At 63.2% G+C, this 22,212-nt stretch carries 20 protein-coding genes; 6 read left to right on the top strand and 14 right to left on the bottom strand.

The window, feature by feature from the left end; genetic code table 11:
- Positions 1 to 10 precede the first annotated feature (10 nt).
- A complete protein-coding gene (gene mntP, locus HX803_RS06610; protein ID WP_178919706.1) occupies positions 11 to 574 on the top strand; it encodes a manganese efflux pump MntP in 564 nt (187 codons plus the stop codon).
- 145 nt (positions 575 to 719) lie between these two features.
- Here mntP and HX803_RS06605 read toward each other — a convergent pair whose 3' ends face one another.
- Positions 720 to 1,787 (bottom strand): NAD(P)-dependent alcohol dehydrogenase, encoded by a 1,068-nt coding sequence (locus HX803_RS06605; RefSeq protein ID WP_178919705.1) that lies wholly within the window; start codon positions 1,785 to 1,787, stop codon positions 720 to 722.
- Between the two features lie 149 nt (positions 1,788 to 1,936).
- Here HX803_RS06605 and HX803_RS06600 point away from each other — a divergent pair, with 149 nt between their 5' ends.
- Positions 1,937 to 2,755, top strand: a complete 819-nt coding sequence (locus HX803_RS06600; protein WP_178919704.1) for an alpha/beta fold hydrolase — start codon at positions 1,937 to 1,939, stop codon at positions 2,753 to 2,755.
- A 236-nt stretch (positions 2,756 to 2,991) separates the two neighbouring features.
- Here HX803_RS06600 and HX803_RS06595 read toward each other — a convergent pair whose 3' ends face one another.
- Entirely contained in the window at positions 2,992 to 3,867 is an 876-nt protein-coding gene (locus tag HX803_RS06595; protein ID WP_178919703.1) for a LysR family transcriptional regulator, read from the bottom strand.
- Between the two features lie 160 nt (positions 3,868 to 4,027).
- Between HX803_RS06595 and HX803_RS06590 the strand changes: the two genes are divergently transcribed.
- A complete protein-coding gene (locus tag HX803_RS06590; RefSeq protein ID WP_178919702.1) occupies positions 4,028 to 5,026 on the top strand; it encodes an NAD(P)H-quinone oxidoreductase in 999 nt (332 codons plus the stop codon).
- Between the two features lie 127 nt (positions 5,027 to 5,153).
- On the opposite strand, the gene HX803_RS06585 is transcribed toward HX803_RS06590, so the two are convergent.
- Together HX803_RS06585 and HX803_RS06580 are read right to left on the bottom strand one after the other, a co-directional pair.
- Positions 5,154 to 6,275: an alkene reductase gene (locus HX803_RS06585; protein WP_178919701.1), complete on the bottom strand. Its 1,122-nt coding sequence runs from the start codon at positions 6,273 to 6,275 to the stop codon at positions 5,154 to 5,156.
- Positions 6,276 to 6,354: 79 nt separating this feature from the next.
- Positions 6,355 to 7,032 (bottom strand): type 1 glutamine amidotransferase domain-containing protein, encoded by a 678-nt coding sequence (locus HX803_RS06580; protein WP_178919700.1) that lies wholly within the window; start codon positions 7,030 to 7,032, stop codon positions 6,355 to 6,357.
- Between the two features lie 160 nt (positions 7,033 to 7,192).
- Here HX803_RS06580 and HX803_RS06575 point away from each other — a divergent pair, with 160 nt between their 5' ends.
- Positions 7,193 to 8,125 (top strand): GlxA family transcriptional regulator, encoded by a 933-nt coding sequence (locus HX803_RS06575; RefSeq protein WP_178919699.1) that lies wholly within the window; start codon positions 7,193 to 7,195, stop codon positions 8,123 to 8,125.
- Between the two features lie 5 nt (positions 8,126 to 8,130).
- Here HX803_RS06575 and HX803_RS06570 read toward each other — a convergent pair whose 3' ends face one another.
- The 4 genes from HX803_RS06570 to HX803_RS06555 form a co-directional block, all read right to left on the bottom strand.
- The gene (locus HX803_RS06570; RefSeq protein WP_256732825.1) at positions 8,131 to 8,397 is read right to left on the bottom strand and encodes a hypothetical protein; all 267 of its coding nucleotides are present in this window, start codon (positions 8,395 to 8,397) and stop codon (positions 8,131 to 8,133) included.
- An 80-nt stretch (positions 8,398 to 8,477) separates the two neighbouring features.
- Entirely contained in the window at positions 8,478 to 9,899 is a 1,422-nt protein-coding gene (locus HX803_RS06565; RefSeq protein WP_178919698.1) for an aldehyde dehydrogenase family protein, read from the bottom strand.
- Positions 9,896 to 11,191: an aminotransferase class III-fold pyridoxal phosphate-dependent enzyme gene (locus HX803_RS06560; RefSeq protein WP_178919697.1), complete on the bottom strand. Its 1,296-nt coding sequence runs from the start codon at positions 11,189 to 11,191 to the stop codon at positions 9,896 to 9,898. Before HX803_RS06560 ends, HX803_RS06565 begins: the two co-directional genes overlap by 4 nt.
- 12 nt (positions 11,192 to 11,203) lie before the next feature.
- The gene (locus HX803_RS06555; RefSeq protein ID WP_178919696.1) at positions 11,204 to 12,709 is read right to left on the bottom strand and encodes a serine hydrolase; all 1,506 of its coding nucleotides are present in this window, start codon (positions 12,707 to 12,709) and stop codon (positions 11,204 to 11,206) included.
- A gap of 141 nt (positions 12,710 to 12,850) precedes the next feature.
- Between HX803_RS06555 and HX803_RS06550 the strand changes: the two genes are divergently transcribed.
- Complete coding sequence (locus HX803_RS06550) at positions 12,851 to 13,729, top strand: FCD domain-containing protein (protein ID WP_178919695.1); 879 nt, start codon at positions 12,851 to 12,853, stop codon at positions 13,727 to 13,729.
- A 146-nt stretch (positions 13,730 to 13,875) separates the two neighbouring features.
- Here HX803_RS06550 and HX803_RS06545 read toward each other — a convergent pair whose 3' ends face one another.
- The 6 genes from HX803_RS06545 to HX803_RS06520 all read right to left on the bottom strand — a co-directional run bounded on the left by HX803_RS06545 (position 13,876) and on the right by HX803_RS06520 (position 21,048).
- A complete protein-coding gene (locus HX803_RS06545) occupies positions 13,876 to 15,162 on the bottom strand; it encodes an OprD family porin (protein WP_178919694.1) in 1,287 nt (428 codons plus the stop codon).
- A gap of 111 nt (positions 15,163 to 15,273) precedes the next feature.
- A complete protein-coding gene (locus HX803_RS06540; protein ID WP_178919693.1) occupies positions 15,274 to 16,902 on the bottom strand; it encodes an ABC transporter ATP-binding protein in 1,629 nt (542 codons plus the stop codon).
- Positions 16,903 to 16,904: 2 nt separating this feature from the next.
- Positions 16,905 to 17,759, bottom strand: coding sequence for an ABC transporter permease (locus HX803_RS06535; protein ID WP_178919692.1), 855 nt, complete (start codon positions 17,757 to 17,759; stop codon positions 16,905 to 16,907).
- Entirely contained in the window at positions 17,756 to 18,697 is a 942-nt protein-coding gene (locus HX803_RS06530) for an ABC transporter permease (protein ID WP_178919691.1), read from the bottom strand. The genes HX803_RS06535 and HX803_RS06530 overlap by 4 nt, the downstream gene beginning before the upstream one ends.
- A 12-nt stretch (positions 18,698 to 18,709) precedes the next feature.
- The gene (locus tag HX803_RS06525; RefSeq protein WP_178919690.1) at positions 18,710 to 20,266 is read right to left on the bottom strand and encodes an ABC transporter substrate-binding protein; all 1,557 of its coding nucleotides are present in this window, start codon (positions 20,264 to 20,266) and stop codon (positions 18,710 to 18,712) included.
- Between the two features lie 275 nt (positions 20,267 to 20,541).
- Positions 20,542 to 21,048: a GNAT family N-acetyltransferase gene (locus tag HX803_RS06520; RefSeq protein ID WP_178919689.1), complete on the bottom strand. Its 507-nt coding sequence runs from the start codon at positions 21,046 to 21,048 to the stop codon at positions 20,542 to 20,544.
- Between the two features lie 287 nt (positions 21,049 to 21,335).
- On the opposite strand from HX803_RS06520, the gene HX803_RS06515 reads away from it, so the two are divergent.
- Positions 21,336 to 22,208: an undecaprenyl-diphosphate phosphatase gene (locus HX803_RS06515; RefSeq protein ID WP_178919688.1), complete on the top strand. Its 873-nt coding sequence runs from the start codon at positions 21,336 to 21,338 to the stop codon at positions 22,206 to 22,208.
- Positions 22,209 to 22,212: the final 4 nt, after the last annotated feature.

The following is a 22,212-nucleotide window of genomic DNA, read 5'->3' as shown; positions in this document are numbered from 1 at the left end:
AAGCCTGACCGTGAACCCCATTTCCCTGATTCTTCTCGCCCTGGCCATGTCCACGGACGCCTTTGCGGCGGCCATTGGCAAAGGCTCCAGCCTGCACAAACCACGCCTGACCGAAGCCCTGCGCGCCGGCCTGATCTTTGGTGTGATCGAGGCCATCACGCCGATGATCGGCTGGGCCATCGGCCACGCTGCCACTCGTTGGGTTGAACAGTGGGACCACTGGATCGCCTTTACCCTGCTGGTCGCGCTGGGCCTGCACATGATCTACAACGGGTTCAAGGCCGAGGATGAAGAGGTCGAGAAACCGACCCAGCATTCATTCATGATCCTGGCCGTGACGGCGTTTGCCACCAGCATCGATGCCCTGGCCGTGGGCGTGGGCCTGGCATTTGTCGACGTGAATATCCTGGTGGCCGCAGCGGCCATTGGCCTGGCGACCATGACCATGGTCACGATCGGCATGATGCTCGGGCGTGTGCTGGGCACGGTGGTGGGCAAGCGCGCCGAGATGGTCGGTGGTGTGGTGCTGATGCTGGTGGGTGCGACGATTTTGTATGAGCACTTGTCGGCCTGAACCAAACACATAACAGGTGTGGGAGCGGCGGTGCGACGATTCGACTTGCTCGCGAATACGGTGGATCAGGTGACAAATCTGTGACTGATACACCGTATTCGCGAGCAAGCCCGCTCCCACAAAAAGCATTTCCCACTCGCTCAAATCAGGCCGCGTGGCTTTCCTTTTTCAGGCTCTGCATGTCGATGACGAAGCGGTATTTCACATCGCCCTTGAGCATCCGCTCATAAGCTTCGTTGATGCTCTGGATATCGATCATCTCGATGTCCGAGACGATCTTGTGCTTGGCGCAGAAGTCGAGCATGTCCTGGGTTTCCTGGATGCCGCCGATCAACGAACCCGCCAGGCTGCGGCGCTTGAAAATCAGGTTGAACACCGCCGGCGACGGGTGTGGGCTGTCGGGTGCGCCAACGAGGGTCATGGTGCCGTCGCGCTTGAGCAGGCTGATGAACGCATCAAGGTTGTGCGGCGCGGCGACGGTGTTGAGGATGAAGTCCAGGCTGTTGGCAACCTTGGCCATTTCGTCCGGGTTCTTTGACACCACCACCTGGTCGGCGCCCAGGCGCAGGCCGTCTTCACGTTTGTTGGGCGAGGTGGTGAACAGCGTGACGTGGGCGCCCATGGCATGGGCGATTTTCACCGCCATGTGGCCCAGGCCGCCAAGGCCGACCACGCCAACCTTCTTGCCCGGGCCGACCTTCCAGTGGTGCAGCGGCGAATAGGTGGTGATACCGGCGCAGAGCAACGGTGCCACGGCCGCCAGGTTGGCATCGCCGTGGGAGATGCGCAGCACGAATTGTTCCTTGACCACGATGTTGTCCGAGTAACCGCCGAAGGTGTTCTCCCCCCCGAACATCGGTCCGTTGTAGGTGCCGGTAAAGCCGTTTTCGCAGTACTGCTCTTCGCCCTCGGCGCAGGATGCGCAGTGCTGGCAACTGTCGACCATGCAACCGACACCGGCCAGGTCGCCCACTTTGAACTTCTTCACATTGGCGCCCACCGCCGTGACGCGGCCGACGATTTCATGGCCCGGTACCGAGGGGTACAGGGTGTTGTTCCATTCGTTGCGCACGGTGTGCAGGTCGGAGTGGCAGACCCCACAGAAGAGAATGTCGATCTGTACGTCATCAGCCCCCGGCGCGCGGCGCTCGAAGGTGTAGGGCTTGAGGGAATCCTTGGCGTTCTGGGCGGCGTAGCTGTAAGTCTTGGCCATTTCGTTCACCTGTGTGATCTGACGTTGGAGGTCAGTGGACCAGCATAGACGCTGAACCGTTCAACCGAGCACATCCGTACAAGCCCTTCGTCCGGTTTGGCGCAATAGTGCGACGTAATGCTTTCACCCCACCCTCCCAGGAGTTTTCCATGAGCACATTCGTTGCCAAAGACGGTACGCAGATCTACGTCAAGGATTGGGGCAGCGGCAAGCCCGTGCTGTTCAGCCACGGCTGGCCGCTGGATGCCGATATGTGGGAATACCAGATGGAATACCTGAGCAGCCGGGGTTTTCGCACCATCGCGTTCGACCGTCGCGGCTTCGGGCGTTCGGACCAGCCGTGGACCGGCAACGACTATGACACCTTCGCCGATGACATCGCCCAGTTGATCGAACACCTGGACCTCAAGGACGTGACCCTGGTGGGCTTCTCCATGGGCGGCGGCGACGTGGCGCGCTACCTCGCCCGCCACGGCAGCGCCCGCGTGGCCGGCCTGGTGTTGCTGGGCGCGGTTACCCCGCTGTTCGGCCAGAAACCGGATTACCCGCAAGGCGTGCCCACCGCCGTGTTCGACGGCATCAAGGCCGGGTTGCTCAAGGACCGCGCGCAGTTCATCGCCGACTTCAATACGCCGTTCTTCGGGATCAACAAGGGCCAGACCGTCTCCGCCGGCGTGTTGACCCAGACCTTGCAAATCGCTTTGCAGGCCTCGCTCAAGTCCACGGTGGATTGCGTCACCGCGTTCTCCGAGACGGACTTCCGCCCGGACATGGCGAAGATCGACGTGCCAACTCTGGTGATTCACGGCGATGGCGACCAGATCGTGCCGTTCGAGACCACCGGCAAGGCCGCCGCCGAGCTGATCAAGGGCGCCCAGTTGAAGGTCTACAAGGATGCGCCGCATGGTTTTGCGGTCACCCATACCCAAGCGCTGAACGAAGACCTGCTGGCCTTCCTTAACCGCTGATCCGCCCACCGCGGTGTCCCTGATGCACCGCGACGGTCCTGTAGTGAGCGAGCTTGCTCGCGCTGGGTGGCACAGCCGCCCCAACCCCTGCCACCGCGGTGTACCTGATGCACCACGGCGGTCTTGTAGTGAGCGAGCTTGCTCGCGCTGGGTGGCGCAGCCGCCCTAACCCCTGCCACTGCGGTGTACCTGATGCACCACGGCGCGGGGCAAGCCCGCTCACTACACGCTGGGTGTCACACGCCGATGCCGGTAAACGCCGCGACGATTTCATCGATCACCACCCGCACCCGTGCGGTGTGGCGCAGGTCAGCGTGGGTCACCAGCCAGACGTCATAAGGCAAGGTCCGGGTCCGCTCGGGCCAGACGCGCACCAGCCCGTCGCGCTCGCCGGTGTCCACTGGCAATTCACCCAGGCCAATACCGGCGGCGATGGAACGGCGCACCAACAGGCTGGACCCCACCGCCGCCACAATGCGCCCGCGCCCCAGCGGCTCGTTGACCAGCGCCAGGTCTTTCTGGCTGTGCAGGTGCGGGTGATAGACCACCAGGTCGTGGCCTTCAAACACGCTGCCCGGTTCAGGCACGCCGTGACGGTCGATGTAACCCTGGGACGCAAACAACCCCACCGGCCAGCGGGCGATGCGCCGGGCAATCAGGTCGGGGTTTTCCGGGCGGGTGTTGCGCACGGCAATATCGGCTTCGCGCTTGGCCAGGCTGAGAATCTGGGTGGTGGCGTCCAACTGCACGCGCACGTCGGGGTGCTTGTCGTGCAGGCAGGCAATGGCCGGGATCAGGAAGTCGATGGCCAGGGAATCGGTGGTGCTGACCCGCACGGTGCCGGTCAGGCGGTCATCCAGGCCCTGGATCTGGCGCTCAAGTTCAATCGCCGAGCGCTCCATCTTTTCCACCGACAGCAGGGCCGCCTCGCCCACCGCCGTCAGCGCATAGCCTTCTGACGTGCGCAAAAACAACGTCGCGTTCAAGGACTTTTCCAAGGCGTTGACCCGTCGACCAACCGTCGCCTGGTCCACCCCCAACACCCGTGCGGCCCCACGCAAGGTCGACTCGCGGCACACCGCCAGGAACACCCGCGCATCATCCCAGTTCATATACACCTCCCCCGCTGCATATATGCATCAGTGACTTGCCAAATCGCAGCATTATTGCATCAAAGATCGCCGTTATGCTGGGCGCCATGGAAACACCACTGAATCAATGACCGCGCCTTGCGGTCCCACCCCATACGTTCACCGTTACAGGATTCGCACCATGACCCTGCCAGCACAGATGACCCTGATTGAAATCACCACCCCGGGCGGCCCCGAGGTACTCAAGCCACGTCAGCAGCCCGTGCCCTCCCCGGCACCGGGCGAAATCCTGATTCGCGTGCACGCCGCCGGGGTCAACCGCCCCGACGCCTTGCAACGCGCCGGCACCTACCCGATGCGCCCCGGCATGAGCCCGTTTCCTGGGCTGGAAGTGGCCGGCGAAGTGGTGGCGTTGGGCGAAGGTGTCAGTGCATACACGATTGGCGACAAGGTCTGCGCCCTGACCAACGGCGGTGGCTATGCGCAATTCTGCGCGGTACCGGCCGGCCAGGCCCTGCCCGTTCCCGACGGGATGGACTGGGTACACGCGGCCGCAATCCCGGAAACCTTCTTCACCGTCTGGGCCAACCTGTTCGGCTTGGGTGGCGCGCACAAAGGCCAGCGCGTGCTGATCCACGGCGGCACCAGTGGTATCGGCACCACCGCCTTGATGCTGTGCCGCGAGCTGGGCATCCAGGCCTTTGCCACGGCCGGCAGCGAAGATAAATGCGCGGCCATCCGTGCCCTGGGCGCCGAGGCCATCAATTACCGCGAGCAGGATTTTGCCGAGGTCATCGCCCAGAAAACCGAGGGCCAGGGTGTGAATGTGATCCTCGACATCATGGGTGGCTCCTACTTCAACAACAACCTCAAGGCCCTGGCCATGGACGGCCGGCTGGTGATGCTGGGCTTCCTCGGCGGCGCCCGGGCCAATGACGTGGACCTGTTGACCATCCTCGGCAAGCGCGCAGTCGTTACCGGTTCACTGCTGCGCCCGCGCACCGGCGAGGAAAAAGCGGCAATTGCCGCCCAACTGCGTGAGCACGTATGGCCGCTGCCGTCGGCCGGACGCTGCCTGCCGATGATCGACCAGGTGTTCGACTACACCGCGGCCGACCAGGCGCATGCACGGATGGAAGGTGGGGATCACATCGGCAAGATTGTGTTGCGGGTTATCTAACACCACCGTCACCCACCTGTGGGAGCGGGCTTGCTCGCGAAAGCACCCTATCAGTCACTCAATCACCGACTGATCCACCGCCTTCGCGAGCAAGCCCGCTCCCACATTGTTTTGAACATCTGTGCTTCTACAGGTAGGCGGGATAATCGGTATACCCCTGCTCCGAGCCCCCGTACATCCCTTCCACCCGCAGTGGATTCAACGGCCAGCCATTGAACAGCCGCTGCGGCAGGTCCGGGTTGGCGATGAACGGGCGACCAAAGCCGATCAAGTCCGCCAGCCCCGCCTCGACCAACCGCGCACCGCGCTCGGCGGTGTAGCGGCCGGCGTAGATGATCCGCCCGCTGAAGGTATCGCGCACATCACGGCGGAACGTGTCCGGCAGTTCCGGGGCATTGTCCCAGTCGGCTTCGGCGATGGACACGTAGGCGATTCCCGCCGCCTCCAACACCTTGATCGCTTCGAGGTAGGTGTAATGCGGGTCCTCTTCCACCAGGCCGATGTACACGCGGTCCTGGTCGGTGCCGCTGAACAAGGGCGAGAACCGCACGCCCAGGCGCTGCGGGCCGACCACCTCACTCACGGCAGCGACGATTTCACGCAGGAAACGCAGGCGGTTGTGCACCGAGCCGCCGTATTCGTCGTCACGGGTGTTGGCGTGCGCCGAAATGAATTGGTTGACCAGGTAGCCGTTGGCCGAATGAATCTCCACACCGTCAAAACCCGCCGCCATCGCGTTGCGTGCGGCCTCGGCATACAGGAGGACCAAGTCCTTGACCTCCTCAGTCCTTAGCGCGCGAGGAACCGGCGGTTGCACCAACTCCCCGGCCCCCGGCGCGGTTTCGATAAAGGCTTTGACCTGCTGGGGCTGGAGAGCCGACGGCGCCACTGGGGCCGCTCCCTCTGGCTGCAGGCCGTGGTGAGACACGCGCCCCACATGCCACAGCTGGGCAAAGATCACCCCGCCTTCGCTATGCACGGCATCCGTGACCTTACGCCAGCCCTCGACCTGCTCCGGCGTGTAGATGCCCGGCGTCCAGGCGTAGCCCTGGCCACGGGGTTCGATCTGCGTGCCTTCACTGACCATAAAGCCCGCCGTGGCGCGCTGGCGGTAATACTGCGCCATCAGGTCGGTGGCGATATCACCGGGTTGGGCGCTGCGTTGGCGGGTCAGCGGCGGCAGCACAATACGATTGCGCAAGGTATGGCCGCCCAGCGTGACCGGGGTGCTTAAAATGGGGTCTGTCATGGGAGGTTTTCCAAATCCTGGACGAGCAAAAGCATTGGCGACTCCTGGGAGTCGCCAATCAATAAGGGGATTAATTAAATTACGCGGTGAGTTTCAGCAGGGCCTTGGCCACGTCACTGGAGCTGCCAGGGTTTTGCCCGGTCACCAACGTGCCGTCCACGATCACGAAGGATTGCCAGTCAGCGCCCTTCTCGTACAGGCCGCCCAGTTTCTTGAATTCGTCCTCCACCAGGAACGGCACCACATCGGTCAGTTCCACGGCGGCTTCTTCCGAGTTGGAGAACCCGGTCACGCGACGGCCCTTGACCAGCGGCTCACCGTTGGCGACCTTGACATGGCGCAACGCACCCGGCGCGTGGCACACAAAACCGATGGGCTTGCCGGCCCGCTCGAACGCCTCGATCAGGGCGATGGAGGTGGGCGATTCGGCCAGGTCCCACAGCGGGCCGTGGCCGCCGGGGTAAAACACCGTGTCGAAGTCGGCGGCGCTCACCGTGTCCAGCTTCACGGTGTTGGCCAGGGCCTGTTGCGCAGCCGGGTCGGCGGCGAAGCGGTGGGTCTGCTCGGTCTGGAAGTCCGGCAGGTCGCTGACCGGGTCCAGCGGCGGCTGGCCACCGGCTGGGGATGCCAGCACGATCTGGGCACCGGCGTCCTTGAACGCGTAATAGGGTGCGGCAAACTCTTCAAGCCAGAAGCCGGTCTTGCGGCCGGTGTTTCCCAGCTGATCGTGAGAGGTCAATACCATCAATACTTTCATTGTCGAGTGCCTCGGGATGAGTGTGGGTTGAAGCTTAGGAGCCGGGGGGTGTTGCCACAACGTCATATCCGCAAGGTTTTCGGACATGCCCGATGGCAGTTGCCGTTTGCCCACCCGCCGCCGACAATCCCCTCCTTGCCATGCCCCTTGGAGAATAACGATGCACAGTGTTGCGCTGCTGGTTTACCCAAATTTCGAATGCCTGAGCCTCAGCGTGGCCTCGGTGTTCGAATGCGCGAACCTGTTGCAGGGCGAGCCGGCCTACGAATTCCACCTGGTGTCGGAAAACGGCGGCGCGGTGATGACGTCCCAGGGTTTCTCGGTGAATACCACGCCGATCCGGCCACAGGGCTATGACACATTGATCGTCGGCGGCTACATGGAGTTCCGCCTGCCGGAGGCCAGCCTGCTGGAGCAGGTCAAGGCCGCTTCGGCCCAGTCGCGGCGCGTGGCCTCGCTGTGCATGGGCATCTTCGTGCTGGCCGACGCCGGCCTGCTGGAAGGCAAGCGCACCACCACCCACTGGATCCACGCGCCGGCCTTTCGCAAGCGTTATCCGCATATCCAGTTGGAAGAAGACAAGTTGTTCGTGGTGGATGGCCAGGTGTGGACCGGGGCCGGCATGAGCGCCGGCGTGGACCTGGCACTGGCCATGGTGGAGAACGACCTGGGCCACGACCTCGCTCGGCGCATCGCACGCAAACTAGTGATCGCCCAGCGTCGGGGCAGCGAGCAGTCGCAGGTGTCGGCCCTGCTGGAACTGGACCCCAGGTCCGACCGCGTGCAACTGGCCCTGGCCTATGCCCGCGAGAACCTCACCCACGACCTGTCGGTGGACGCCCTGGCCGATGTGGCGCGCTTGAGCCCACGCCAGTTCAGCCGGGTGTTCCGCGAGGAAACCGGGCAGACGCCCGCCAAGGCCATCGAGTCGCTGCGGGTGGAAGCCGCCCGGGTGCTGATGGAAACCAGCCGCCACCCGGTCGAGGTGGTGGCCCGCGAAACCGGCTTCGGTGATCGCGAGCGCATGCGCCAGGCCTTCCTGCGGGCCTTCGGGCAACCGCCCCAGGCCATGCAGCAGGTGTTCAGGAGCTAGAACGCCTAGCGGCAGTGGTAAGGGCTTTCGCTCTTGAGTTCTTCGCCGGTGTGGAAGTCGCGGATGGTCACCGTGGCTTTCGGGAAGTTGCTGCAGAACGCGTTGCGCGAGGAGTAGATCGCACTGCCATGGCTGGTCATTACCATCTTGATCGGCTGCCCATTGGCGTCCACCGCCGTGACGTTGTAATCGCCGGACATCGTCACGCAACCGCCCAGGGTCAACAACATCGCGGCACTGACAAGCATTTTTGGCAAAGGGAACAAGCTCATTTCGCTTCCTTGTGAAATTCAGGGCCAGAGCGGCCGACGAGTCTAGGAGCTAACAGGCTCGGCTAAGTTCAACCTTATCGTCAACCCTCTCCCGGCTGGTAGCCGAACAGCGACTTCACCTCCAGGTAATCCTCCAGGCCGAACACCCCCCACTCGCGCCCGTTGCCCGATTGTTTGTAGCCACCGAACGGCGCGCCGTTGTCGGCCTTGCTGCCATTGAGATGAACCATACCAGTGCGCAAGCGCCGTGCCACGGCCTGCGCCCGTTCCAGGCTGCCGGCACTGACATAGCCCGACAGACCATAGGGGCTGTCATTGGCGAGGGCGATGGCGTGTTCTTCGCTGTCATAGGGGATGATCACCAGCACCGGGCCGAACACTTCCTCACGGGCGATGGGCGAGTTCGGGTCGACATCTGCGAATACCGTCGGCCTTGCGTAGAACCCGGTGGTCATACCTTCGGGCCGCCCCACGCCGCCGCACACCGGTGCAATGTCCACGCAACCCAGCAACGCCTGTACCCGTTCGAACTGCGCCTGGTTGGCCAAGGGGCCCATGGCGCTCCCTGGGTGGCTGTCGTCAAAGCAGATGCCAGCAGCGACGTCCCGGGCAATCGCCACCGCACGGGCCTGCAAGGCACGGGGCACCAGCATGCGCGTCGGCGCATTGCACGACTGCCCGCTGTTGCGAAAACAACTGCTCACGCCATGGCGCACGGCAACCTCAAAGTCAGCGTCGGCCAGGATCAGGTTGGCCGACTTGCCGCCCAATTCCTGGGACACCCGCTTGACCGTATCCGCCGCCGCCTTCGCCACCGCAATGCCCGCACCGGTGGAACCGGTGAACGACACCATGTCGATACCGGCATGCCGAGCGATGCCGTCCCCGAGGGTCGGCCCATCACCGTTGACCAGGTTGAATACCCCCTTGGGCACGCCGGCCTGGTGCAGGATGTCCGCCAGCAACATGGCCGACAGCGGTGCTTTTTCACTCGGCTTGAGCACCATGCTGCACCCTGCCGCCAGGGCCGGGGCGAGCTTGCAGGTGAGCTGGTTGAGCGGCCAGTTCCACGGTGTGATCAAGCCGCACACGCCGATCGGCTCGCGGCAGATCAGCGTGCTGCCGTGGAGTTGGTCAAAGGCATAGTCCTTGAGTACCTCATGGGCGCGCTGCAAATGGCCCAGACCTGCCGGGACGTGCGCGCTGCGGGCCAGGGACAACGGTGCGCCCATCTCCTGGTGCACACACTGCGCCAGCGTTTCGCTGTGTTGGCGGTAGCCGTCGATGATGGCCGCCAGCAGGTCCAGGCGCTGTTCGCGGGACCACTGCGCGTAGCCGTTGAATCCGCGCCTGGCCGCCGCCACGGCACGGTCAAGGTCGACGGTAGTGCCCAGGCTGATGGTCGCGATGGTGCCTTCGGTGGAGGGATTGATCACCGGCAAGGTTTCACCGCCCGACGGTTTGACCCAGGCACCGTCAATATAGAAATCCAGGCTGTTCATCGGGTGGCCTCAAGGGCGTGGCCCAAGGTGTTGAAAACCAGCGCGACCTGTTCTTCGTCGATGATCAACGGTGGCGACAGTACGATGTTTTCCCCGGAAGCCCGCACTAGCACACCGGCGTCGAAACAGCGCTGCGCCACCTCGCCCGCCCTGGCGCCCGGGGCACCGTCGCGGGGTTTGAGTTCGACGGCACACAGCAAGCCAATGGCGCGCACGTCCTGCACCCACGGGTTATCACGCAACCCCAGTGCGGTGCGCTGCCACAGCGGCGCAATCTGCTGCACACGGGCATTGATGCCCAGTGCCCCATGCACCTCCAGGGTGGCCAAACCGGCCGCGCAGGCCAGCGGATGGGCGGAATAGGTGTAGCCATGCATCAGCTCGATGGCCTGTTCCGGGCCTTGCATGAAAGCCTCATACACCGTGCCGCTGACCAGCACACCGCCCATGGGCACGGCGCCGTTGGTGAGCCCTTTGGCCAGGCACATCAGGTCTGGCGTCACACCGAACGCCTGGGCGGCGAACGAATGCCCCACGCGCCCGAAGCCGGTGATGACCTCGTCGAAAATCAGCAACAATCCATGGCGATCACACAGCTCGCGCAGCTTTTGCAGGTAGCCCAGTGGCGGTGCATACACCCCACCGGAACCGGTGACCGGCTCGACAATCACCGCCGCCACAGTGGCCGGGTCGTGGACCTCCAGCAGTTGCAGCAGCGCATCGGCATAGTGCGCACCCTGCTCCGGCTGGCCGGCGCTGAACCGCGAACCCGCGTCATAGGGCAACGGCAAGTGCGCTACGTCACCGAGCAACGGGCCGAAATCACGTTTCTGCCGGCCGATCCCCGACACCGACAACCCGCCAAACCCCATGCCGTGATAGCCCTTGGCACGGCCGATTAACTTGGTCCTGCGGCAATCGCCCCGGGCCTGGTGGTAGGCACGGGCGATCTTCAGCGCAGTGTCCACCGCTTCGGAACCGGAGTTGGTGAAAAACACCTTGTCCAGGCCGGCCGGGGCCGTGGCCACCAGGCGATCGGCCAGGGTCAGCGCCGCCGGGTGGCTCATCTTGAACGAGGACACGAAGTCCAGGCGCCCCGCCGCTTCACAAATCGCCTCGACGATCTGCGCCTGGCCATGCCCGGCATTGACGCACCACAGCCCGGCCATGGCATCCAGCACCTGGCGGCCTTCAGGCGTGGTGTAGTGCATGCCGGCCGCGCGGTCGAACAGTATCGGCTGGCGATTGAACGGGCGCATCGCAGTAAACGGGGCCCACAGGGATGAGGTCATGAGGTGTACTCCTTAAAGCTGGATGCGCGACCCGCTCAGGGTCGGACGTTGCAAGCTGCCGGCGTTGGTGTTGACGCCACGGTCGAAGCGCAGGCGACCGTCCTGCAGACGGCAGCTGACATGGTCACCGAAGGCCGTTTCGACAAAGCGCCAATCCATGATCAGCGCCCCCTCGGTGGACCAGCGTGCCTGGGCGATCACCGGGGTCTGTTCCGGCTGGTATTGGTGGTGCAGGTAGTTACCGGTAAGGCTGGTGAGCGTCTCCAGCGGCTGCTGGAAACCGGCGCGCACGTGGTGAGTGCCGCGATGATCCACCAGGGTGAAATCGCAGTGATCGCCCTGGAAATCAAAGGCGATTTCGCGCACGCCGTCTTCGTTTGGCTCCATGGCGAAACGGCCTTGCAAGCCCTGGCTGGCCGGCGAAGTTTTCAAACCCTGCAAGCTCGGCAAACGCAGGCCGTCGATCAGCGCCTCCAGTTGTGCCTGGCTGGCCTGGGCATCAATGGCCGTGCGGCCCAACGCCGGGAACAGGTGCTGCCACAGCGCCGCATGCAAGCGTTTCTCCCCCAGGCGCAGGCCACTGGTGAAGACAATCACCGTGTCCTGGTCCGGCAGTACCATGCAGTGCTGGCCAAACACGCCCGAGGCGTAATAGCCGCCGTGCTCGGTCATCCACCACTGGTAGCCGTAGCCTTCGCGCTGGGCCTCATTGGCCTTGTTCTTGTCACGCGGCAGGTATTGCTTGCCGTCGAACTCGCCCATCCACACGTCTTCCACCTGGTTACGCGTGGCATCGGCCACCCAGTGTGGCGATAACAGCTGGCGCCCCTGCCACTGGCCCCGGTTGAGGTGCAGCACGCCGAATTTCAGCGAGTCTTCACTGGTGCAGCTCAGGCCATTGCCCCCCGAGTTGAAACCACCCGGGGCCAGGTCCCACTCCAGGTGGTCAAGCCCCAAGTCATCGAGCACGCGCTCCTGCAACAGCGCCTGCATCGTTTGCCCGGTGACTTGGGTCACGATGGCCGACAACATGAAACTCGACGCGCTGCTGTAGATGAATGACTGACCCGGTGGCTCATCCACCGGCTCATTGAGGAATGCCTCGACCCAACTGCTCTGCAGGTTGCGCCAGTCGCCGCCGGAGATTCCGCGAGAGTGACCGGTGCGCATAGTCAGCAGGTCTTCCACGGTCATTGCCGCAAGGTTGGCGCTGATGGGCTGCGGGCAGAGTTCGGGGAAGAAGCTGACCACCTTGGCATCCAGGCTCAGGCGACCGTCGTCGATCAACAGGCCGATGGCGGTGGCGGTCCAACTCTTGGTTGCCGAATGCTGCACGTGCATGCGGTGGGCCGAATAGGGCTGCCAATAGGCCTCGACCACCACGGCGCCCTGGCGATACAGCAGGAAACTGTGCAGTTCAAGGCCGATATCGGCGACGGCCTGGAGGAAGTCGACAACACCGGCGGGATCGACGCCACGGTCGGCGGGCAAGGCCCTTGGCAGCGGGATGTAGGTCATGATGGATCCTCGAAAATGTTTTTATATTTCAAATAATGCAGATAAAGATTTATTCACAGCGGCCCAGATGTATTTGAGCCCTCTATAATTCAGAATTTCCGGGTATCCTTGCCCTCCCTGTCACAGGAACGATCACGCGCCATGTCCCCACTCACTTCGCTGCAGACCAAAGTCGCCGGTCAGATCCTCGCCGCCATCACCAGCGGTGACTTGCAACCCGGTTTGCACCTCAAGGAAGTGGAGCTGGCCCAGCGCCTGGGCGTATCGCGCTCGCCGATCCGCAGCGCGCTGGTGTACCTGGCCGAACAGAAGGCCATCGAGCCGCTGCCCCAGCAGGGCTATCGCGTGCCGCTGGAAGCGGCCGATGGCCTGGTGCAACAGTTCACGCAGTTGCATAACGAAGAGGACGAGCTGTACACACGGCTGATTGACGACCGGCTGAACCAGGTACTGCCCGATCAGATTTCCGAAAGCGACCTGCTGCGCCGCTACGGCGTCGGCAAAAGCGTGTTGCGCCGCTGCCTGCTGCGCCTGTCGGACGAAGGCGTGATGCAACGCAAACATGGCCACGGCTGGCAGTTCCTGCCGACCCTGAACAGCCCGCAGACCCGTTTCGAGAGCTACCGCTTTCGCATGCTGCTGGAGCCTGCGGGGTTGATGGAGCCGACCTTCAAGATCAACCCCGAACAATTTCGCCGCTGCCGCGAACGCCAGATGGAACTGCTCGAAGGCAAGGTCGATGGGCAACGCTTCATCGAGTACAACGCCGAGTTCCATGAACTGCTGGCGGCGGCATCGGGCAATGGCTACCTCCTGCAAGCCATCCAGCAACAGAACCGCCTGCGCCGCCTGACCGAGTTCCACACCGTCAACAACCCGGAGCGGGTCAAGGTGTCGTGCTGCGAGCACCTGGCAATCCTGGATGCGCTGGAGCAAGGGGATAACGAGTGGGCGTCGACGTTGTTGCACCGGCATTTGGATGTGGCGAGCAAGTTGCGGGTGGCCAGGAACAAGGGCTAATGACCTTGCCGCCGTGCGGGGAGACCGAGCACGCTGGCCGAACGCAGGTTTGACTGCAGCAACGGATACGCACACCGAGAGACCGTTATCGCAGGCAAGCCAGCTCCTACATTTGGACCGAGCACACCACATCCCGCCCGTCGTCATTACCAGAGCGCCACGGTGTAGCCAACAATCACCCGGTTCTCATTCATGTCCCGGAAATAGTTGGCCTTGCTCAACCCGTTGCGCCAGCGCAGCGACACCCCCTTGAGCGCTCCGGACTGAAACACATAGCCCAGGTCGATATCCCGCTCCCACTCACGTCCCTCCCCCGCAAACCCCTTCACCTCGGCCTGATCGCCCTTGGCCCACCGCGTGGAAAACGTCAGCCCGGGCATCCCGAGTGCCGCAAAGTCGAAGTCATAGCGCGCATGCCAGACCCGCTCGTTGGTCTGGGAAAAGTTGCTCAACTGGTACTCGGAAAACAGGTAGGTGTTGGTGCCGTCCACGTAGGTGAACGGCGTCTCCCCGTACTGTTCCTGATAGCCGCCGCCGAAGCTGTGGCCCTTGTAGCTGAACATCGCCCGCGTACTCAGCGCACGGTTGTCCACCTTGCCGGCCAGGCCGGCGCCGGACTTGTCGGCGTCGAAGTAGCGGATATCGGTCTTGAGCGTGCCGCCGCCCAGGGCAAAGCTGTTTTTCACGCCCACGAAGTGCTGCTGGTAGATGTCTTCCAACTGCGCAAAGTGGTAGCTGAGAGTCATCCCCGGGGTGAGCTTGTAATCGCCACCGGCAAAGCGGAAACGATCACTCTTGCCCGTGCTTTTGTAGGCGCCGTTCTGGCTGGTCAGCGCCATGTCTTCGTAGTCGGTGGACTCGCGCTGCCTGGTCTGGTCGATCTGCCCGCCGATCAGGGCCAGCCCGGCGATATCGGTGGAGGTCACCTGGGTACCGCGAAAGGTCTGCGGGAACAGACGGCTGGTGTTGGGCTGCAAGGTCGGCAAGTCGGGCAGCAGGTAGCCGCTGCGCAGTTCGCTCTTGGCAAAGCGCACCTTGCCGGTCACGCCGTATTTGGAATATTCGTCATGGGCGCGCTTGGCGTAGCTCGGTTTGCCCGGCGTGGCGTCGTTGTCCCGGGACAACAGGCCCGAGCCGGAACGATCCGGGCTGGAGTCGAGCTTCAGCCCGAGCATGCCGACCACGTCGATACCCAACCCCACGGTGCCCTCGGTGAACCCCGACTTGAGGTTGAGGATGAACCCCTGGGCCCATTCCTCGCGCTTGGATTGCCCGGCGTCTTCACGGTAATCGCGGTTGAAGTAGTAGTTTTTCAGCTCCAGATCCGCCTTGCTGTCCTTGATGAAGTCCGCCTGGGCGGGGGCGCACAGCAGGCCCCCGCTCACGAGGCCGGCGCCCTTCAGGATCAGGTTGAGCGTGTTGTTGTTATGCATGGTCTTGGCTCCTGGCAGTCGTTGGGAGTGAGTAGGTCTTATTGTTTTTCTGGGCACGACGTTCCCCATCGCGCAGGCTTCACGGCCTGCGCGCCGAGTGAAATCAGGGTTTTAAATGGCCGGGCGTATTCGGTAGCCGCCGTCCGGCAACTGTTCCAGCGGGCTGGCGGCGGCCAGCAACTGCCGGGTGTACGGGTGCTGCGGGTGATCGAAGATCTGCTCGCGCGAACCCACTTCCACCACATTGCCCTGGTGCATCACCGCCACCCGATGGGCGATGCGCTCCACCGCCGCCAGGTCATGGGAAATGAACAGGCAGGCAAAGCCGTACTGGGCCTGCAAACGCTCGAACAGCTCGAGGATCTGCTTCTGGATGGTCATGTCCAAGGCTGAGATCGGCTCGTCGGCGATCACCAGTTGCGGGTGGCGCACCAGGGCACGGCCGATGGCCACTCGCTGGCGCTGCCCCCCCGAGAGCTGATGGGGGAAGCGCTCGACAAACTGCTCGCCCAGGCCGATGTCCTTGAGGGTCTGCGTCACCCGCTCGCGGCGCTCGGCAGCGTTCAGGCCGGGCTCGTGACGCAACGGTTCGGCGAGGATTTCACCGATTTTCATCCGTGGGTTCAGGGACGAATACGGGTCCTGGAAAATCATCTGGCACTGCAAGCGATGGGTACGGTTGGCCGCCTTGAGGATGTCCACGCCCTTGAAGCGGATCGCCCCGGCGCAGGGCTTGATCAACCCCACCAGCGAACGCCCCAGGGTGGTCTTGCCCGAACCGCTGCCCCCCACCAACGCCAGGGTTTCGCCGGGGGTGATCACCAGGCTGGCCGAATGCACCACACGATTGAACTGGCGCTTGCCCCAGAACGAGGTCGGCCCGGGGTGCTCGATGCACACCTGGTCCACCTCGACCAATGGCCCATTGCTCGCCGGCAGCGCTGCCAGCTCGCCACGCCGGGGCAAGGCTTCCAGCAGTTGGCGGGTGTAGTCGGCCCTGGGCGCCAGCAGGATGTCGTCGATGCTGCCCTGCTCCACCGCCTTGCCGTGGCGCATCACCACCACCTTGTGGGCATAACGAGCGACCAGGGACAGATCATGGCTGATAAACAGGATCGCGGTGCCCTGCTCGCGGGTCAGTTCCAGCATCAACTCGATCACGTCCAACTGCGCCAGGCAGTCCAGCGCGGTAGTGGGCTCGTCGGCAATCAACAACGCCGGGCGCAGCAGCATCACCGAGGCCAGCATGATGCGCTGGCGCATGCCACCGGAGAACTGGTGCGGGTAAGACTCCAGGCAACGTTCGGCCGCCTTGATGCCGATACGCCGCAGCATGGTCAGGCAACGTTCGCGAATCTGCGGCGGATCGAGGTCGGTGTGCAGCCTGAGCGCTTCGCTCATCTGCTGGCCGATCTTCAACGCCGGGTTGAGCGACACCATGGGCTCCTGGAACACCATGCCGATGCTCGCGCCGCGAATGCCGCGCAGCTCTTCGCTGCTCACACTGGCCAGGTCACGCCCCTGAAAATCCAGGCGCCCACCGCACACCTGCATCGGCAACGGCAGCAGGCCGATGGCGGCGCGGGCGGCCATGGTCTTGCCACTGCCAGACTCGCCCACCAACGCCACGATCTCACCGGGGGCGATGCTGAAACTCAAGTCATCCACCGCCAACGGGCCGTGCTCACCTACCCGGATCTTCAGGTGCTCCACGTTGAGCAAAACAGGATTGGTCGACATGTTCACTTCCTCATCCGTGGGTCGAGGCGATCACGCAGTGCATCGCCAAACAGGTTGATCGCCAGCAACGTCAGGCAGATAAACAGCCCGGGGAATACGCCCAGCCAGGGTGCAGAGGCGATGTAGGGACGGCTGCTGGCGAGCATGTTGCCCCAGGTCGCGGCCGGTGGCGGCACGCCCAGGCCGAGGAAGCTCAGGGCACTTTCCGACAGCAATGCCCAGCCGAACATGCTGGTGGCGAGCACGCACAACGGTGCCAGGCAGTTCGGTGCGATGTGCCGCAGCATGGTGTACAGCTCGGAATTACCGATGACCCGCGACGCTTCGATGTACTCCAGCTCGCGCAGGGACAACACCGTGCCGCGCACCACGCGCACCACCGAAGGCGTGTAGGCGATGCCCAGGGCCAACACGATGCCGTACTTGCTCGCGCCGATGATCGCCATGATGCCCAGGGCCATGAGGATGCCAGGGAATGCCAGCAGCGCATCGTTGAACATCATCAACAGGCGGTCGGTCCAGCCGCGCAGGTAACCGGCGAGCATGCCGATCAAGGTGCCGGCGATAACTGCCACACTCACCGTCAGCAGGCTCACCCACAGGCTGGTGCGTGCACCGATCAACAAGCGACTGAACACATCGCGACCGAACTCATCGGTGCCCAGCCAATGGGCGGCCGATGGCGCCTGGAAGCGCGACAGCAAGTCGATCTTCAGCGGGTCGAACGGCGACCACACCAGCCCCATCAAGGCCAGGACCACCAGAGCCACCAGTAACCCGCCGCCGATCAAGGCGTTGGCCGGTGCCCAGGCGCGGCGGCGCTTGGCCGGCGCCGACACGGCAATTGTCGAACTCATAACTTCACCCTTGGATCGAACAGCGGATAGAGCAGATCCACACACAGGTTGACCAGCACATAGATAAAGGTGATCAGCAACAGGCAGCCCTGTAGCACGGGATAGTCGCGGGCGAAAATCGCGTCCACCATCAACCGGCCGATACCCGGCAAGGTGAACACGGTTTCCAGCACCGCAATGCCCCCCAGCAGGTTGCCGAGGATCAGCCCCACCAGGGTCCAGGTGGGCGCAAAGGCGTTGGGCAAGGCGTGTTTCCACAGCACGGCACGCTCCGACAGACCCTTGGCCCGAGCATGGGCAATGTATTCCAGGCGCAGCACTTCGATCGTGCTGGCCCGCGCCATGCGGGTGATCGCGCCGACTTCCACCAGGGTCAGGGTCACCACCGGCAGCACCATGTAGCTCATGGCTTGCCAGGGAGCCTGTGCGAAACTCACGTAGCCCACCACTGGCAGCCAGCCTAGCTGGATGCCGAACGCATGCAGCAACAACAGGCCGAGCCAGAAGCTGGGGATCGACAGCAGCAAGGTCGCCACGGACACCAACCCCAGGTCGAGGGCGCTGTTCTGTTTCCAGGCAGCGATCAGGCCGATCGGCACCGCAATCAGCGTGGCCAGCAGCACCGCCACCAGCACGATGGTCGCGCTGACGCTGAACCGGTCGAGAATCAGCGGCAGCACCGCCTGTTTGGTGCTGATGGAAAAGCCCAGGTCAAAGCTCAACACGGCCTTGAACCAGATCAGGAACTGGGTCACCAACGAGTGATCCAGGCCGAGGGTGTGGCGCATGTCCGCCAGGCTTTGTGGGTCGGCCATATCGCCGAGCATCAGCAGTGCCGGGTCGCCGGGAATCAGCCGGATCAACGCGAACACCATCACCGAAATCAGCAACAGCGTAGGCACCGCCATCCCGAGTTTTTGCAGGATAAAACGCAACATGTTCAGGCCCTGTTACTGTGCCGCGAGGCTGACGCCCCACAACCGTGGCGATGACACCGGCCACGAGTGGAAGCCCTTGACGCTGTCGCGCAGCGCTGCGGCGACCGTGCCGTTGTAGATGATCACCATCGGCGTGTCGTGGATCATCATCGTGTGCAGTTGGTCGAACAGCGCCTGACGCTTGGCCGTGTCGCTCTCACGCACTGCTTCGCGCAGCACCACCTGGGCCTGGGGGTTGTCCCAGACTTTGCGGGGTTCCTTGGTCTTGTCGCCCATCAGCGAGTCGAAGCTGGTGGCCGGGTCCAGGCGCGAGGAATAAGAAAACGCCATCATCTGGTAGTTGCCGCTCTGGTAGCGCTCCAGCTGGGTGCCCCACTCCAGGGTTTCCATCTGGATGTTCAAGCCGCTGGCCACCGCCATGGCCTGGCTGAGCAGGCCCATGTCGAACATCTGCGAGTAACGCTTGTTGACGATCATCTTGATCGGCTGGCCGTTGTAGCCGGCCTCTTTGAGCAGGCGCTGGGCCAGTTGCGGGTCGTGGTGGTAACCCTGTTTGGCGGTGGCGCTGTAGAACGGGCTGGTCTGCGGGATCGCCGAGTTGTTCGGCTCGGAGGTGCCGTTGGACAACGCGGTGACCATCTGCCCGTAATCAAGGGACGCAGCAATGGCCCGGCGGATGCGCACATCCTTGAGCAGCGGGTCGTTGGTCTGGAACAGCAAGCCACAGATGGCCATGATCGGGCTGAACGAAATCTGTACGCCCGGCGTGGCTTTCAGCTCCTCGGCATCGCTGGCACTGACGTTGGGCAGCAGGTCGATGTTGTTGGACATCAAGGCGGCTTTGGCCGACGACGGGTCGGGGATCACCATGAAGCGCAGGTCATCCACCAGCGCCTGCTTCTTGCCGGTGAAACCATCCGGCCCGGCTTCGTCACGCGGGCTGTAGTCCTTGAAACGCGACAACACCACGTATTGGCCGGGCTTCCATTCGGTGAGGCTGAACGGGCCAGTGCCCACCGGCGCCTTCCAACTGCCATCGGCCGACAGCGAGTCGCGGTGCAGGATGCCGCTGCCACCGCAGTCGGGGCGTGCCATTGAGGCCAGGAACAAGCCACTGGGCTGGTCAAGGTGGAACACCACCGTGAGTGGGTCCGGCGTGTCGATGCCGGTGATCTTCGCCCCGCCACGACCATCGAATTCGGCCAGGCAGCGCCATTGGGTCTTGGGGTTGAGGTAACGCTCCCAGGTCCACTTCACGTCCTGGGCGGTCAGGGTGGCGCCATTCTGGAAGTGCACGCCTTCACGCAGTTTGAAGGTGTAGGTCATGCCGTCGTCCGAGCGCAGCACCTCGCGGGCCAGCAACGGGCCGACGGAGGCGTCTTCACGGTGAGCCACGAGGCCCTCGACGATGTGCAGCATCACCGTGTCGGTGTTCTCATCACGGTTGACGCCCGGTTCAGTGCTGCGGATATCGGCGTTCAAGCCCACGCGCAAAGTGCTCTGGGCCTGCGCGAGGCCGGCGCCCAGTGCGAGGGTGACACATAGCGTTCCATTGAGTAAGCGATTCACGGGAGACGTTCTCCTTCGCTGAAAAGACCGGCCAGGGGCAGGAGCCGGCTTCAAGCCTGTGTTAGGTCGTTATTGTTATGGCCTGAGCGAGGTCATGGCCGCGGATGATTTTTGTTTTTTTAAATTCGCCGGGACATATTCACAGCATGCACCCTGCTTGTAAATGTTTTTTTATGCATTTAAAAACATTAAAGTCAGAGACAGCTACAGCGAATGGGCCGAAACGCAGACAAAAAAAAGAGGCCGAAGCCTCTTTTAGATGAACCCGCCAATCCTCAATGCAGCGCCACCCGCGTAATCAGGTAATTGACCAGCTGCGGGTCATCGTCCAGTTCCAGGGCTTGCACCGGGCGCGGCAGGTTGTCCAGCACCGTGCGCCAGAACGCCTGGGACACTTCGTCCTGGTCATAGAAACGCACCAGCCAATTGCGCTCGCCGCTGCACAGCACTTGGGTGGCGATGGCGCGGCCAATGCCTTTGCGCCGGTAGCGCTTGAGAATGAACAGATCGGCCAGTTCCAGGGCGTCGACACCCGGCAACTCGCTGCCTTCGATCAGCAGGAAGCCGGCGATGTAACCCTCCACCAGCAGCAGGTGGGCGCTCCATTGCGGGTCTTCCCAGTAGCGCACCAGGTGCTCGTCGTGGATATAGAAGCGCCCGTCGGACTCGACATCTTCCTGTTCCCAGTCGGAGGACTCATAGGCGTAGTACTGGTAGAGATTGCGGATCAACTCCAAGGCGTCGGGGCCGGTCTGGATCAATTCGACGGTGGTTTCAGGCATGGGGCTCTCGGTCAAAAAACGCAGGGCGCCATTGTTCACAAAAGCCCTGCGCAGGCCAATACATTGCATAACCTTTCTGTTTGCTGAACCGATTGCGGATTTACCTGGCCCCGTCCAAAATCCTGAAACATTTAGAATAAACTTCCCCAAAATTGTAGTGAGCGGGCTTGCCCCGCGCGGCGCCATACCAGGTTCCGGGTTTCTCCCATGAGTGTGCGGTGTCTGGACCGACGCGGCGCGGGGCGAGCCCGCTCACTGCATGGTTATTCATTTTAAGGACATGTATTTTGACCAACGTCTGTACCGCCGGCCTGGATGTGGGCTTTGCCTCCCTGGATTACCTGCAGATCTTCATCCTGGGCGTGATCCAGGGCATTACCGAGTTGTTGCCGGTGTCGTCCACGGCCCACATGCGGGTGGTGCCGGCCCTGCTCGGCTGGCAAGACCCGGGCTCGGCGTTTTCGGCGGCCATGCAGCTGGCGGCGCTGGCGGCGGTGGTCAGTTACTTCTGGCGTGATGTGCGCCAGGTGACCACCGGCAGCATCGGCGCGGTGCGCCGGGGCGACTACAACGACCGCTGGTTCAAGCTGGCGGTGGCGATTGTGCTGGCGACCATCCCGATCGGGATTGCCGGCCTTGCGCTGTCCTCAACCCTGAACGCCTGCAACTCGCCGTTGCGCGGGTTGATGGTGATCGGCATTTCCTGCGTGGTCATGGCGGTGTTGCTGGCCGTGGCCGAAGTGCGCGCACGCCACACCCGCGAGGTGAGCGAAATGCGCCTGCGCGATGCGTTGATCGTGGGTATTGCACAAATTGGCGCGCTGATCCCGGGCGTGTCGCGTTCCGGCTCCACCCTCACCGCCGCGCTGTTCCTCAACTTCAAGCGTGAAGAAGCCGCGCGTTTCTCCTTCCTGCTGGGCCTGCCGGCCATCGCCCTCGCCGGCTTGAAGGAACTGTGGGTGTTGTTGCATGCGGACATGCCGGCCCACGCCTGGCCGCACCTGATCTTCGGGCTGGTGGTGGCGAGCGTCTCGGCGTTCTTCGCGATCTGGGGCCTGATGAAGTTCCTGGAGCGGTTCTCTACCTGGCCGTTCGTGATCTACCGCGCGTTGCTCGGGGTATTCCTGATTGTGGCAGTCAGCACCGGCCTGCTGAGCTGACTCC

The organism is Pseudomonas sp. P7548, assembly GCF_013386585.1.
In the GTDB taxonomy this organism is placed as follows: domain Bacteria; phylum Pseudomonadota; class Gammaproteobacteria; order Pseudomonadales; family Pseudomonadaceae; genus Aquipseudomonas.
Note: the sequence above shows the minus strand (reverse complement) of the source record. Positions and strands in the feature narration are given on the sequence as shown.